Annotated in this window: 16 protein-coding genes; 11 read left to right on the forward strand and 5 right to left on the reverse strand. The window is 67.3% G+C overall.

What is annotated here, in order from left to right; translation table 11 throughout:
* The first annotated feature begins 41 nt into the window (after nucleotides 1-41).
* The 4 genes from ACGFZ3_RS06570 to ACGFZ3_RS06585 are packed head-to-tail and all read left to right on the forward strand — an operon-like array spanning nucleotide 42 to nucleotide 2,995.
* Nucleotides 42-1,316, forward strand: a complete 1,275-nt coding sequence (locus tag ACGFZ3_RS06570; RefSeq protein WP_392918105.1) for a pyridoxal phosphate-dependent aminotransferase — start codon at nucleotides 42-44, stop codon at nucleotides 1,314-1,316.
* 1 nt (nucleotide 1,317) lies between these two features.
* The gene (locus ACGFZ3_RS06575) at nucleotides 1,318-1,941 is read left to right on the forward strand and encodes an SGNH/GDSL hydrolase family protein (RefSeq protein ID WP_392918108.1); all 624 of its coding nucleotides are present in this window, start codon (nucleotides 1,318-1,320) and stop codon (nucleotides 1,939-1,941) included.
* 56 nt (nucleotides 1,942-1,997) lie between these two features.
* Complete coding sequence (locus ACGFZ3_RS06580; RefSeq protein WP_392918111.1) at nucleotides 1,998-2,639, forward strand: methyltransferase domain-containing protein; 642 nt, start codon at nucleotides 1,998-2,000, stop codon at nucleotides 2,637-2,639.
* Nucleotides 2,636-2,995 (forward strand): hypothetical protein, encoded by a 360-nt coding sequence (locus ACGFZ3_RS06585; protein WP_392918114.1) that lies wholly within the window; start codon nucleotides 2,636-2,638, stop codon nucleotides 2,993-2,995. Before ACGFZ3_RS06580 ends, ACGFZ3_RS06585 begins: the two co-directional genes overlap by 4 nt.
* On the opposite strand, the gene ACGFZ3_RS06590 is transcribed toward ACGFZ3_RS06585, so the two are convergent.
* Entirely contained in the window at nucleotides 2,898-3,749 is an 852-nt protein-coding gene (locus ACGFZ3_RS06590) for a polysaccharide deacetylase family protein (protein ID WP_392918117.1), read from the reverse strand. The genes ACGFZ3_RS06585 and ACGFZ3_RS06590 overlap by 98 nt on opposite strands.
* A 57-nt stretch (nucleotides 3,750-3,806) precedes the next feature.
* Here ACGFZ3_RS06590 and grxD point away from each other — a divergent pair, with 57 nt between their 5' ends.
* A complete protein-coding gene (gene grxD / locus ACGFZ3_RS06595) occupies nucleotides 3,807-4,733 on the forward strand; it encodes a Grx4 family monothiol glutaredoxin (protein WP_392918120.1) in 927 nt (308 codons plus the stop codon).
* Between the two features lie 69 nt (nucleotides 4,734-4,802).
* On the opposite strand, the gene ACGFZ3_RS06600 is transcribed toward grxD, so the two are convergent.
* The 4 genes from ACGFZ3_RS06600 to ACGFZ3_RS06615 form a co-directional block, all read right to left on the reverse strand.
* Complete coding sequence (locus ACGFZ3_RS06600; RefSeq protein ID WP_392918123.1) at nucleotides 4,803-5,177, reverse strand: hypothetical protein; 375 nt, start codon at nucleotides 5,175-5,177, stop codon at nucleotides 4,803-4,805.
* Between the two features lie 45 nt (nucleotides 5,178-5,222).
* Nucleotides 5,223-5,381, reverse strand: a complete 159-nt coding sequence (locus ACGFZ3_RS06605) for a class IIb bacteriocin, lactobin A/cerein 7B family (protein ID WP_392918125.1) — start codon at nucleotides 5,379-5,381, stop codon at nucleotides 5,223-5,225.
* Nucleotides 5,382-5,693: 312 nt separating this feature from the next.
* A complete protein-coding gene (locus ACGFZ3_RS06610; protein ID WP_392918128.1) occupies nucleotides 5,694-6,233 on the reverse strand; it encodes a DUF924 family protein in 540 nt (179 codons plus the stop codon).
* Nucleotides 6,234-6,286: 53 nt separating this feature from the next.
* Nucleotides 6,287-7,063 (reverse strand): AMP nucleosidase, encoded by a 777-nt coding sequence (locus ACGFZ3_RS06615; RefSeq protein WP_282247266.1) that lies wholly within the window; start codon nucleotides 7,061-7,063, stop codon nucleotides 6,287-6,289.
* 159 nt (nucleotides 7,064-7,222) lie between these two features.
* Here ACGFZ3_RS06615 and ACGFZ3_RS06620 point away from each other — a divergent pair, with 159 nt between their 5' ends.
* The 6 genes from ACGFZ3_RS06620 to ACGFZ3_RS06645 all read left to right on the forward strand — a co-directional run bounded on the left by ACGFZ3_RS06620 (nucleotide 7,223) and on the right by ACGFZ3_RS06645 (nucleotide 13,121).
* A complete protein-coding gene (locus ACGFZ3_RS06620; protein ID WP_392918132.1) occupies nucleotides 7,223-8,632 on the forward strand; it encodes an amidohydrolase in 1,410 nt (469 codons plus the stop codon).
* Nucleotides 8,629-9,900, forward strand: coding sequence for an amidohydrolase family protein (locus ACGFZ3_RS06625; RefSeq protein WP_392918134.1), 1,272 nt, complete (start codon nucleotides 8,629-8,631; stop codon nucleotides 9,898-9,900). The genes ACGFZ3_RS06620 and ACGFZ3_RS06625 overlap by 4 nt, the downstream gene beginning before the upstream one ends.
* Before the next feature lie 57 nt (nucleotides 9,901-9,957).
* Nucleotides 9,958-10,593, forward strand: coding sequence for a 2-hydroxychromene-2-carboxylate isomerase (locus tag ACGFZ3_RS06630; RefSeq protein ID WP_392918137.1), 636 nt, complete (start codon nucleotides 9,958-9,960; stop codon nucleotides 10,591-10,593).
* A gap of 82 nt (nucleotides 10,594-10,675) precedes the next feature.
* Nucleotides 10,676-11,620, forward strand: a complete 945-nt coding sequence (locus ACGFZ3_RS06635; RefSeq protein ID WP_392918140.1) for a DegV family protein — start codon at nucleotides 10,676-10,678, stop codon at nucleotides 11,618-11,620.
* Nucleotides 11,621-11,698: 78 nt separating this feature from the next.
* Nucleotides 11,699-12,034 (forward strand): hypothetical protein, encoded by a 336-nt coding sequence (locus tag ACGFZ3_RS06640; RefSeq protein WP_392918143.1) that lies wholly within the window; start codon nucleotides 11,699-11,701, stop codon nucleotides 12,032-12,034.
* Between the two features lie 121 nt (nucleotides 12,035-12,155).
* Complete coding sequence (locus tag ACGFZ3_RS06645; protein WP_392918145.1) at nucleotides 12,156-13,121, forward strand: L,D-transpeptidase family protein; 966 nt, start codon at nucleotides 12,156-12,158, stop codon at nucleotides 13,119-13,121.
* Nucleotides 13,122-13,124: the final 3 nt, after the last annotated feature.

A 13,124-nucleotide genomic window follows, 5' to 3' on the forward strand; every position in this document is an offset into this window, starting at 1 on the left:
CCGCTAGTATGCGATTTCCATGCCCGAACCACGGCCCAGTCATGTCCACGCCCCCGCTGAAGCCGCTTGCCACCCGCGAGCGCCTGTCCGAAGTCCGCTACGAGATCCGGGGCGAACTGGCGCGGCGAGCGCGTGAGCTGGAGGCGCAGGGCCGCAAGCTGATCAAGCTGAACATCGGCAACCCGGGCAACTTTGGATTTCGCGCGCCGGAACACCTGCAGCGTGCCATTGCCGACGACATGGGCCGCACCGATCCGTACACCCACCAGCAGGGCCTGCCCGAGGCACGCGAGGCCATCGCCGCCGCGTATGCCCGCCGTGGCGCGCCCGATGCACACCCGGACCGGGTATTCATCGGCAATGGTGTCAGCGAGCTGATCGACCTCTCGCTGCGCGCCCTGCTCAACCCCGGCGACGAAGTGCTGGTGCCCTCGCCCGACTATCCGCTGTGGTCGGCGGCAACCATCCTCAACGACGGCCGCCCGGTGTACTACCGCTGTGCGCCCGAGAACGGCTTCCAGCCGGACCCGGTGGAGATCGAGACGCTGGTGTCCTCGCGCACCCGCGCCATCGTACTGATCAACCCGAACAACCCCAGCGGCGCCAGCTATCCGCGCGAGCTGCTGGAGCGTATCGTGGCCATCGCGGCCAAGCACAATCTGCTGCTGATGGTCGATGAGATCTACGACCAGATCCTGTACGACGACGCGCAGTTCCAGCCCGTGGCCCCGCTGGCCGGCGAGCATCCGTGCATCACCTTCAGCGGCCTGAGCAAGGTGCACCGCGCGTGCGGCTGGCGCGTGGGCTGGGCCATGCTGTCTGGTGCGGCGGAACGGCTGGGTGAGTTCCGCGCCGCGATGGACCTTCTCAGCGCGCTGCGCCTGTGCGCCAACGTGCCGGGCCAGTACGCCATTGATGCGGCGGTCAACGGCCCGGACACGGTGTCGGCGCTGTGCGCCCCCGGTGGCTGCCTGTATGAAACCCGGCGCGCGGTGATCGAGGCCTGCGACGCCAGCGAGCATCTGTCGCTGGTGGCTCCGGCCGGCGCGCTTTATGCGTTCCCGGCGGTGGTGGGCGCAGCCGCGCGCAGCTTCGACGACCACGATTTCGCGCTGGAACTGATGAACGAGGAAGGCGTGCTGGTAGTGCCGGGTTCGAGCTTCAACGTGCCCTACCGCCACCACTTCCGGGTGACGCTGCTGCCGGAGGCCGAGGTGATGCGCGATGTGTTCGCACGCATCGACCGGGCGCTGGCCCGCCGCGCCGACGCCAATACCAAGGTGGTACCGCTCAAGCCGCGCAGCGCGGTGGCCTGAGGTGGCGCTGTCCTACCTGGCCCTGGGCGATTCCTACACCATCGGTGAAGGCGTGGCCGCGGGCGGGCGCTGGCCGGTGCAGCTGGCCACGGCGCTGCAGGAGGCCGGCCACGTGGTGGCCGAACCGCAGATCATCGCCACCACCGGCTGGACCACCGACGAACTGGATGCGGGCATCGATGCCGCCTCGCCAACGGGCCCGTTCGGACTGGTGAGCCTGCTGATCGGGGTCAATGACCAGTACCGCGGCCGCAGCGTGGAGGAGTACCGCCCGCGCTTTGCTGCCCTGCTGCAGCGCGCGCTCGGCTTTGCCGGGCGGCAGCGACGGCGGGTGTTTGTGCTGTCCATTCCGGACTGGGGCGTGACCCCGTATGCGCGCGAGAACAAGCGCGATCCGGCGCAGATCGCACACGAGCTGGATGCCTACAACGCGGCCGCACAGGCGATCTGTGCCGAGCACGCGGTGGCGTTCGTGGACATCACCGCGATCAGCCGCGAACGCGGTGCGGAACCTGACATGCTGGTCGACGATGGGTTGCATCCGTCGGCGGCGATGTATACCGAATGGACGCGCCGGGCCTTCCCGCTCGTTCGCGCCCACCTGGATGACGAGGCAGCACGCTGAGCACGGACGCGTTACCACTGGCCAGGGAACAGGCCCACCGCATCGCCGATGCCTTCATGCCGGCGCAGCGCTTCGGCAACCGCCGCGATTACTACTACAGCCGCGGCAAACTCGGCAGCGACCCGCTGTATCCGGGCGTGCTCGGTGCGCTCGCGCCGTGTTCGCTGCCCCTGCTGGATATTGGCTGCGGGCTGGGATTGCTGGCCCACGTGCTGCGGCAGAACCAGCGCACGCAGTCCTACCATGGCGTGGATATCGATGCAGACAAGATTGCCCGCGCGCAGCGTGCGGGTGCGCGCGCGGCGCTGCACGATGCGCGTTTTGAGTGCGTGGATGCCAGCGCTGCCCTGCCCGATCACCACGGAAGCGTGGCGTTGCTGGACGTGCTGCAATACCTGCCGGCCGACGCGCAGCCGGTGCTGCTGCGCGACGCGGCGGCACGGGTCGCACCCGGCGGGCGGCTGGTGATCCGCACCACGCTGGCCGACAACAGCGGGCGCGACCGTACCACGCGGATCACCGACATGCTGGCGCACCTGGTCGGCTGGATGGGCACGCGGCCCCGGCACTACCCGGATGCGGCGAGCGTGCGCGCACCGCTGGAGGCCGCCGGGCTGCAGTTGGCAATGACGCCGCTGTACGGCAATACACCGTTCAACAACTGGCTGGTGACGGCCGTACGCAGGCAGCCGGCATGACGACTTCCCGCCGCCGCCATTCTGCGCTGGGCATCGCCGCGCTGGCGGTGAGCCTGGTGGCGCTGGTGCTGTTCGCGGTGACCGCGCATGTGGCGCACCTGCCCCGCTACGCGGGCATGCATGAGGTGCCGGTGGCGGTGCTGGTGATGCTGTTCGTGGCGCTGGGTGTCACGGTGGTGGGCCTGCTGCTGGGCATCGGCAGCGCGCTGCAGCACCAGCGACGCCGGGTGACCGGCGTGCTGGCGCTGGGGCTGTCGATCACGTTGTTGTGGGCGCAGGCGTCGCTGGGGAGCTGGATCCACCAGCAATGGGTGGATGCGCATCCGACAGCGGGCGCAGAGGCAACGCCGCACTGAGACCACGCGCCTGGATGGCCTGCAATACCGCTTCGATGATGGCGAGGTTGTGGCCGTGGGCGGCGCCTTCGTGCAGCAGCACGATCGCGCCCGGACGAAGCTGGGCGACGATGCGGTCGACCACGGCCTGCGGCTGGCAGTCGACGCCGTCGAAACCGCGTGCACTCCAGCCCACCCGGGTCAGGCCCCAGCGCTTCAGTGCCGGGGCCACGAACGGGTTGGTCATGCCCACCACCGAGCGGTACCAGCGCGGCGGGGTGCCGGCGATGGCGGTCAGCGCCTGCTGGCAGCGGGCGATTTCGTCGGCCATGGCCGCCGGGCCGAGCCGCCAGAAACGGGTCTGCGGGTGGCGGTGGCTGTGGTTGCCGAGATCGTGGCCCCGGGCCAGCACCTGCCGCACCCGTTCCGGCTGGGCGGCAGCGCGCTCGCCGACCATGAAGAAGGTGGCTTTGGCCTGATAGCGGTCCAGCAGGTCCAGCACGGCCGGGGTCTCTTCGGAGGGGCCGTCATCAATCGTCAGCCAGACCTGTTCAGCCGGGGCCGGCAGGTGGCTCAGCACCGGGGCGTAGAAGCGGCTGTTGGGCAGGAACACCGGCACCAGGAACAGGGCGTGCGAGGCGACCATCAACGGCAGCCCGATGGCCCAGCCCCAGGCCCACCAGGCCAGCACCACGGCCAGCTGGGACAGCAGCAGCCAGGGCAGCCAGCGCCACGGGCGGCGGGGAATGCGATGCAACGTTTCCGGTACGGTCATGCCCCATGATGCCATGCCGCGTAGAATGTAAGGTTCGAAACTCCGGACCCGACCACCATGTCCCTTGATCCCGCCCTGCGTTCGCGCATCGAATCCATCCTTACCGCCAACCGCGTCGTGCTGTTCATGAAGGGCCAGCCGACCATGCCGCAGTGCGGGTTCTCGGCCAAGGCCGTGGGCGCGCTGCAGGACCTGGGCGTGGAGTTCGCCCACGTCAACGTGCTGGCCGACCCGGAAATCCGTGAAGGCATCAAGGCCTACGGCGACTGGCCGACCATCCCGCAGCTGTACATCGACAGCGAACTGGTCGGCGGCAGCGACATCATCCTGCAGATGGCCAGCAGCGGTGAGCTGAGCAGCGTGCTCGGCCTGGCCGCGCCGGACCGCACCCCGCCGAACATCACCGTGACCCCGGCCGCGGTGGAAATGCTGCGCGGTGCGCTGGCCGATGCACCGGGTGCTTCGCTGCAGCTGAGCATCGATGCCAGCTTCCAGCCGAACTTCCAGCTGGCCCCGCACGATGACAGCGCCATTGCCGCTGAATCCAATGGCCTGCGCGTGCAGTTCGACCTGGCGAGCGCGCGCCGCGCCGAGGGCATCACCATCGACTGGGTGGACGATATCCGTGGCAAAGGCCTGGCCATCGACAACCCGAATGCGCCGAAGGCCGTGCAGGAACTGGCCGTTCGCGATGCCGACGACCAGCGCCGCGCCGGCACCCTGACCGTGGTGGATGTGCGCCCGGCCGATGAGCGTGCGATTGCCTCGATTGGCGGCGAGTTCAAGACCTTCGACGGCAACAGCCGTGCCGAGCTGGAAGCCCTGCCCAAGGACACCCCGCTGGCGTTCCTGTGCCACCACGGTGGCCGCAGCGCGCAGGCCGCCGAACAGTTCCGTGCGCTGGGCTTCAGCAAGGTCTACAACATCACCGGCGGCATCGATGCCTGGTCGGATGCGGTTGACAACAGCGTGCCGAAGTATTGATGGCGCGTAGTGACACGCCCTGCGTGTCACGCGGTAAAGAAAAACGCCGGCAAGCCGGCGTTTTTCATGTCAATCCACTTTATCCGTAAGGTCCGCCGCGCCTTTGAATATCAGGCACAGCACAGACAGAACGAGTGAAGGAATGGCGATCAGCAGCACCAGGGCGGTTGGCAACCCGAACGCCCAGAGTGACGCCGCATACACCACGGATGATAGGCCAACCAGCGGGTACGAACGGTCGAAACGGTCGATTGACAGGTAGCTGGCCGTGGCCGCAAATAAAGACAGGGTGGCCAGAGCAATGCGAACCAGCTTTGGAAGATTGCGGGGGGACTCCTCAAAGAATCCGGCGATCAACATCAATCCAGAACAGAATGCCATTACAACCAGAAACCAGAAGTAAAAGTTTCTATGCTGGCGGTCAAAGCCTTCGACAAGTTTCAATTGACACCCTCCAGAGCGTGGGGCAAACGGGCCTCGCGGGCCTGTCTACTTGGCCATCTGGTAGAACTGATATCCAAGATATACCCCACCAGCCGCTGAGGCCCCGGCGAACGCACCTTTCGCGAACGCCCAGCCAACCGCCACCGCAATGGGCACCACCCCGCCGGCGACAGCCTCGATTTCCTGGGCAGTAACTTCTCTCATACAGCATCTCCAGGCGGAATGAGAAAGTACGCACCAGCGAAGAGCCGCTCAATGTGTGATTGCGACAGTTCCAGAGAATCAGAAAACGGCTACGAAATCTGAGGATGATTCCTTACCCACGCCTTCTCGAATGTCTCGCCCCACCCTGACTTCGGACGGCGCGTTCGATCATTCATCGACGTTAAAGAACGCGGATGATCTCACGGCCGTCGTTTGGGAACCGACGCTACCAGCGCCGTGCATCCTGAAACGACGACATGCTCCATTGTGCCATTCTGCAGAGCGACGCCCTGCGTCGCTGCGCGGGGTCGGTCAGCCGGCGAAGCCGCCTTCGGCGAGGTAGTCCAGTTCTTCGGGGGTCGGCATCCGCCCCAGCACCGCATTGCGATGCGGGAACCGCCCGAAGCGGCGGATGATGTCGCGGTGCAGTTCGGCGTACTGCAGGTATTCCTTGTCGCCCAGCACGTCGAACATGGCCACCGAGCGTTCCTGGTCCTGCGGGTCTTCGGAATGCTCGAATGGCAGGTAGATGAAGGCGCGCAGCTTGGGCACCAGCTGCAGGTCCAGGCCTTCTTCCACCGCGCGCATGGCGTAGTGGCGGGCCAGGCCGTCGGTGGCGTAGGAATGGGCGGTGTCGCGGAAGCAGTTGCGCGGGAACTGGTCGAGCAGGATCATCAGCGCCAGTGCGCCATCGGCCGTTTCCAGCCAATGCTCGCGCCCACGCCGGGCGGCAGCGAAGTGTTCGTCGAGGAATGCCTCGCGGAAACGCGCATCGAACGCGTCATCGCGCGCGAACCACTGCTGGGGTCCCGCGTTGCGCCAGAATTCCACTACTTGTGCCGCCACGTCCATTCAATACCCCTGCGGGCGGCGCGCCTTCCAGGCGCCCACCCCTGCCATTGCCATCATTCGTCAAAGCGCAGGTGGCGGACCGACTTGCCGTTGCGCCGTATAAGCTTAAGCGCCTCGATACCGATCTGGATATGGTTTTCAACGAACTGGGAGCTGACCTTGGCGTCGGACGCCTCGGTTTTGACCCCATCTGGAATCATCGGCTGGTCGGACACCAGCAGCAGGGCGCCGATCGGGATGTGGTTGGCGAAGCCGGCCGCGAACAGGGTGGCCGTTTCCATGTCGATGGCCATGCAGCGCATCAGCCGCAGTTTTTCCTTGAACGCCTCGTCGTGTTCCCAGACCCGCCGGTTGGTGGTGTAGACGGTGCCGGTCCAGTAATCGTGACCGAGGTCGCGGATCGTGGTGGACACCGCACGCTGCAGCGCGAACGCCGGCAGCGCGGGAACTTCCGGCGGCAGGTAGTCGCTGGAGGTGCCCTCGCCGCGGATCGCTGCAATCGGGAGAATCAGGTCGCCCAGCTGGTTCTTGCGTTTGAGCCCGCCACACTTGCCCAGGAACAGCACGGCCTTTGGCATCACCGCCGACAGCAGGTCCATCACGATGGCCGCGTTGGGGCTGCCCATGCCGAAGTTGATCAGGGTGATGCCATCGCTGGTGACGCTGGCCATCGGCCGGTCCAGGCCCTGCACCGGCGCGCCGGTGAGCTGGGAAAACACGTGCAGGTAGCCGCCGAAGTTGGTCAGCAGTACGTGCGGGCCGAACTGGTCCAGCGCCACGCCGGTGTAGCGCGGCAGCCAGTTTTCGACGATTTCCTGTTTGTTTTTCATGGCGCGGCTCGGCGTGGCATCCCGTTGAATGCGGCAATTGTCGTGCGCTGCAACGAATAAGCAAGCCGGCGGCGGACAGGGCATGCACTTGGCCACTTGGCAACGCGCCGGCCAGCGGCTAGCGTCGCGGGGGATCTTTCACGCCGCTTCGGGGATGACATGCGTACACGATTGACCGCCGGGCTGGGCCTGGCGCTGTTCGGCTTGGCTGCGCCGTCGGCGCCGGCCGCATCGCGCTTCACCCAGGACCCCTACCCCAGCACCTATGCGCCGATTGCCTCGGCCCCGGTGCTGATCCGCAACGCCACCGTGCTCACCGGCACCGGCGCGCGCCTGGAGCAGGCCGACCTGCTGCTGCGCGATGGCCGCATCGCCGCGCTGGGCAGCGCGCTGGAGGCACCGGTCAACGCGGTGCAGGTCGATGGCACCGGCAAGTGGGTCACCCCCGGCATCATCGACGTGCATTCGCACCTGGGCGTGTACCCCAGCCCCGGCGTAAGCGCGCACAGCGATGGCAATGAAATGACCGCACCGGTCACCGCCAACGTCTGGGCAGAACATTCGGTATGGCCGCAGGATCCGGGCTTTGCCGCTGCGCTGGCCGGCGGAGTGACCTCGATGCAGGTGCTGCCCGGCTCTGCCAACCTGGTCGGCGGCCGCGGGGTGACGCTCAAGAACGTGCCGGCCACCACCTACCAGGCAATGAAGTTCCCCGGCGCACCATGGGGCCTGAAAATGGCCTGTGGTGAAAACCCCAAGCGGGTATACGGCGGCGGCAAGGGCGTGGCACCGGGTACCCGCATGGGCAACGTGGCCGGGTACCGCGCCGCCTTCATCGACGCCAGCGAATACCTGGCCAAGAACGCGCCGAAGAAGGTCAAGAAGAAGCGCTGGTTCGGCGGCAGCGACAAGGGCGACAGCGCCGGCGATACCGGCGGCAAGCGCGACCTGAAGCTGGATACGCTCGCTGGCGCCATCGACGGCGACATCCGCGTGCACATCCACTGCTACCGCGCCGACGAAATGGCCACCATGCTGGACCTGTCCAAGGAGTTCGGCTTCAAGATAGCCGCGTTCCACCATGGCGTGGAAGCCTACAAGCTGGCCGACCGGCTGGCCGCCGAAGGCGTCTGCGGCGCGCTGTGGGCGGACTGGTGGGGCTTCAAGATGGAAGCCTTTGACGGCATCCAGGAAAACATCGCGCTGGTCGACCGCCCGGCGAACAGCTGCGCGATCGTGCACTCGGATTCGCCCGAGGGCATCCAGCGGCTCAACCAGGAGGCAGCCAAGGTGATCGCCAACGCGCGCCGCGCCGGCATGCAGATCGCGCCCGAACGCGCCATCGGCTGGCTGACCTTCAACGCAGCACGCTCGCTGGGCGTGGAGAAGCAGACCGGCAGCCTGGAGGTAGGCAAGATGGGCGATGTGGTGGTGTGGAACGGCAACCCCTTCAGCTCCTACGCAATGACTGAAAAGGTCTACATCGACGGCCACCAGGTCTACGACCGCCACGACGTGCGCCGCCAGCCGCTGTCGGACTTCATGCTTGGCCAGGAGGCGCGCCCATGACCGCCACCCGCGTACTGCAGCGCAGCCTGCTGGTGTTGGCACTGCTTGGCGCTGCGCCCGCCAGCGGGGCGCAGGACCTGCTGATCCGCAATGCCACAGTGCACACCGCCAGCGCGCGCGGCAGCCTGGAACACAGCGATGTGCTGGTGCAGGCCGGCGTGATCCGCGCCGTAGGCACGGGCCTGGCCGCACCGGCCGGCGCCACGGTGGTGGAGGCCAACGGCCGCCCGCTGACCCCGGCGTTCTTTGGGGGCATCACCGATATCGGCATCGACGAAGTGTCCGGCGAATCGACCACGGTGGACAGTTCGCTGAAGCTGCAGGACCAGCCGATGCGACCGGAGTTCGACGTCACCCTGGCCTACAACCCGGCCTCGGTGTTGATCCCCGTTGCGCGCCTTGACGGCATAGGCTTCACCGCCCTGGGCGCCAACAGCGACGGCAGCTTCATCGCCGGCCAGGGAGGGGTGATGCGGCTGGATGGAAGCGCCGATCCGATCGGCCCGCGTGCATTGTTCATCCGCCTCGGCTCGTCCGGCGCCGAACTCACCGGCACCTCGCGTGCGGCGCAGTGGATGTTGCTGGAGCAGATGGTGAGCGAAGCCCGCAACCGGGTGCCGGTCGATTCGCCGCACGCCCTGCTCACCCCTGCCGGCCGCGCCACGCTGGCGCGCTACCTGGCCGGGCAGGGACGGCTGGTGGTGGAGGTGGACCGCGCCGCGGACATCCGCCAGTTGCTGCGCTGGGCCGCGCGCGAGAAGGTGAGCATCGCCATTGCCGGCGGTGCCGAAGCCTGGCGGGTGGCGCCGCTGCTGGCGCAGGCGAAGGTGCCGGTGTTCGTGGACGCGCTGGGCAACCTGCCCAGCAGCTTCGACCAGCTCGGCGCGACCCTGGAAAATGCGGCCCGGCTGCATGCGGCCGGGGTACAGGTCAGCTTCGCCCAGCGCGACGATGCCTCGCACAACGCGCGCAAGATGCGCCAGCTGGCGGGTAATGCAGTGGCCAATGGCCTGCCCTGGCAGGACGGCCTGGCCGGGCTGACCCGGATTCCGGCGCAGGTGCTGGGCGTCGGTGACACGTTGGGCAGCATCGAGCCGGGCAAGCTGGCCGACCTGGTGCTGTGGGAAGGCGACCCGCTCGATGTGAGCCACTACGCCGAGCAGGTCTGGCTGGGCGGCCGGAGCATGCCGATGCGCTCGCGCCAGACCGAGCTGCGCGACCGCTATGCCGCCCCGGCCACCCGCGAACCCAGGGCATATTCGCGCTAAGGTCTTTTACACGACCCGTAGAGCCAGGCCCCGCCTGGCTGAAGGCCAAGGAATCCCATGACCCTGCGCTGGTACTTCGACTTCGTCTCCCCGTTCGCCTACCTGCACTGGCAGCAGCTGAAAACCCTGCCGCAGTTCGACCGCATCACCCCGGTGCCGATCGCGCTGGGGGCGGTGCTGCATCACCTGGGCAATCTGGGCCCGGCCGAAATCCCGGCCAAGCGCCGCTTCACCTACCGTCAGGTGCTCTGGCAGGCGCAGCAGCAGGGCGTGCCGCTGCGCTTCCCGCCCGGCCACCCGTTCAACCCGCTGGCCGCCCTGCGCCTGTGCCTGGCGGCGAACGCCACGCCGGCGTCGCTGGACATCCTGTTCAACTGGATCTGGCGCGACGGCCGTGCGGCCGATACGCCGCAGGCCCTGGCCCTGCCGGCGGCGATGCTGGACGTGGGCGACGTCGTGGCCGCGGTGTCGGCGCCGTCGGTCAAGGAGCAGCTGCGCCAGAACACCGAGGCGGCCATCGCCGCCGGCGTGTTCGGGGTCCCCACCCTGTCCATCGATGGTGAGCTGTTCTGGGGCAACGAAAGCCACGCGTTGATGGCGGCGGTGCTGGCCGATCCGGCCCTGCTGCAGCGGCCGGAATGGCAACGGATCGACGCGCTGCCGGTAGCAGTGGAACGGAGCCGGCCGAGCTGACCCGCGCGGTCAGGTAACCGGACGCGTTTTGAGATAGCTTTCACACTTTCGAACGGACACCTGCCTGGAGGGGGCAAACAGGATGCGCATCGGAATCGTGGTCGACTCTGCCTGTGATCTGCCGCAGGACTTCATCCAGCAGCACAACATCGTGCGGCTGCCCATCACCGTCCGGATTGGCGAGGCCGTACTGGCCGACCACCGCGACGAACAGGCCACCCTGAGTTTCCTGCACGCCCACGTGGCCGAACACGGTGCCGAGGCCGAGACCATTCCCTTCAGCGTGGTGCAGATCCGCGATCTGTTCCTGGGCAAGCTGGTGATCGATTACGACCACGTGTTCTGCATGACGATCACCAAGACCCGCAGTCCGATCTACGACAACGCGATGCAGGCCAGCTTCGCGATCCTCAACGACTACAAACCGGTGCGCCAGGCCGCGGGCTACAACTCGCCGTTCGCGCTGCGCGTGCTGGACACCCAGAACCTGTTCGCCGCGCAGGGCGTGACGGCCGTGGAAGCCGTGCGCCTGCGCGAAAGCGGCGCCGGCGTGCAGCAGATCCGCGAGCGGCTGGAAAGCCTGGCACAGAACGTGCACGGCTACATGGTCACCCGCGACCTCTACTACATGCGCGCCCGGGCCCGGCACAAGGGCGACCGCAGCGTCGGCCTGATCAGCGCCGCGCTTGGCAGCGCCCTCGACATCAAGCCGGTGCTGCACGGCTACCGGGGCACCACCGGTCCGGTGGCCAAGATCAAGGGCTTCGACAACGCCGTGCAGAAGCTGTTCGATTTCGTTGGACAGCGCGTGCGGGCGGGGCTGCTGACGCCCACGGTGTGCGTCAGCTATGGTGGCGAACTGGCCGACCTGCAGGCACTGCCGGGCTATGCCGGCCTGCGCGAGACCTGCAAAGCGCATGGGGTCGACGTGTACGAATCGGTGATGAGCCTGACCGGCATGGTCAACGTGGGCAAGGGCGCGGTCACCATTGGTTTCGCGGACGAGCCGCATACCTTCAGCGCCTGAGCAACAGACCACGGCCGGTTTCTGCACACCGATTCCACCGCGCATCTGCCAGCCTTGCCGCATTCAACGGAGACCACCATGTCGCAGTATTTCATCAGCCTGCCGGACCCTTCCAAGGCACACGGCAACGATGCCGATCTTTCTTTCAGTTCGCAGAGCGCCGGCGGCTTCGCAGAGGAGCTGGAGGCCGCACTGCGCACTACCGGCCTGTTCGACCGCTGGCGCGCCAAGCAGCCGGATCCCGATGCCGTCGAGCCGCAGTGGGGTGCAACCGACCCGGCTGCCACCGTGACGGGTGAGCAGAAAGACCTGCGCATCAACCTTGTGGTCACCACCACCATCAACAGCGATGTGCTGAAGGAGCGGCTGCGCCTGCTCGCCGGCCACCACTGGGAACTGCGCGACGTCCGGTAAAAGCCAAGCCGACCGGCGGCGCCGCTGCAGCGCGTTGCCGGTCAGCTGCCCGTCAGGCATTTCACGGGGCCTGTGCAGCGCGCTCCGGCATGGTGGGGATGAACCTGCCCTGGAGTATTCGATGCCGCTGCGCCTGCCTGCCTCCGTTTCCCTGCTTGCCCTTGCCCTGGCCGCCGCAACCCCGGTAGTGGCGCAGACTCCGGCTACCCTGCCCGCGCCCATCGCCGAAAGCGATGCCGTGGCCACCGGCCCACGCTCTGACCTGCATGCGCAGGTGCTGCTGGACCGCGCGCATTTCTCGCCGGGCCAGATCGACGGGCTCACGGGTTCGAACCAGAAGCGCGCGGTGGCCGGCTTCCAGGCCGCGCGCGGACTGAAGGTGACCGGTGAGCTGGACGACGCCACCTGGCAGGCGCTGCAGCCGGACAGCACGCCGCCCTTGGCCAGCTACACCCTCACCGCCGAAGACGTGGCTGGCCCCTTCCAGCCCGTTCCGAAGAAGCCTGCCGAGCAGGCCAAGCTCAAGGCGATGGGCTTTACTTCCGTGGGCGAAGCGCTCGGCGAACGTTTCCACGCCGACCCCAAGCTGCTGCAGGCGCTCAACCCGGGCGTAGACCTGGCCAAGGCCGGCAGCACGATCCAGGTGCCCAACATCGCGCCGGCGGCGCTGCCGAAGGCGGCCAAGCTGGTCATCGACAAGTCCGATTCGACGCTGCGCCTGTATGACGCGCAGGGGAAGGTGTACGCGCAGTTCCCGGTGTCGTCGGGCAGCCAGCATGACCCACTGCCGATCGGCGAGTGGAAAATCCTGGGCATCTCGCGCGATCCGCCGTTCCACTACAACCCGAAGCTGTTCTGGGACGCCAAGGCCGGTGACCGCAAGGCGACCCTGCCGCCGGGTCCCAACAACCCGGTCGGGCCGGTCTGGATCGACATTTCCAAACCGCATTACGGCCTGCACGGCACGCCCGAACCGGGCCACGTGGGCAAGACCGAATCGCACGGCTGCGTTCGGATGACCAACTGGGACGCGCTGCAGGTGGCCGACGCGGTGGATGCCTCGGTGCCCGTGGTGATGCAGGAGTAAACG

It is taken from the genome of Stenotrophomonas sp. NPDC047960 (assembly GCF_043204395.1).
Taxonomy (GTDB): domain Bacteria; phylum Pseudomonadota; class Gammaproteobacteria; order Xanthomonadales; family Xanthomonadaceae; genus Stenotrophomonas.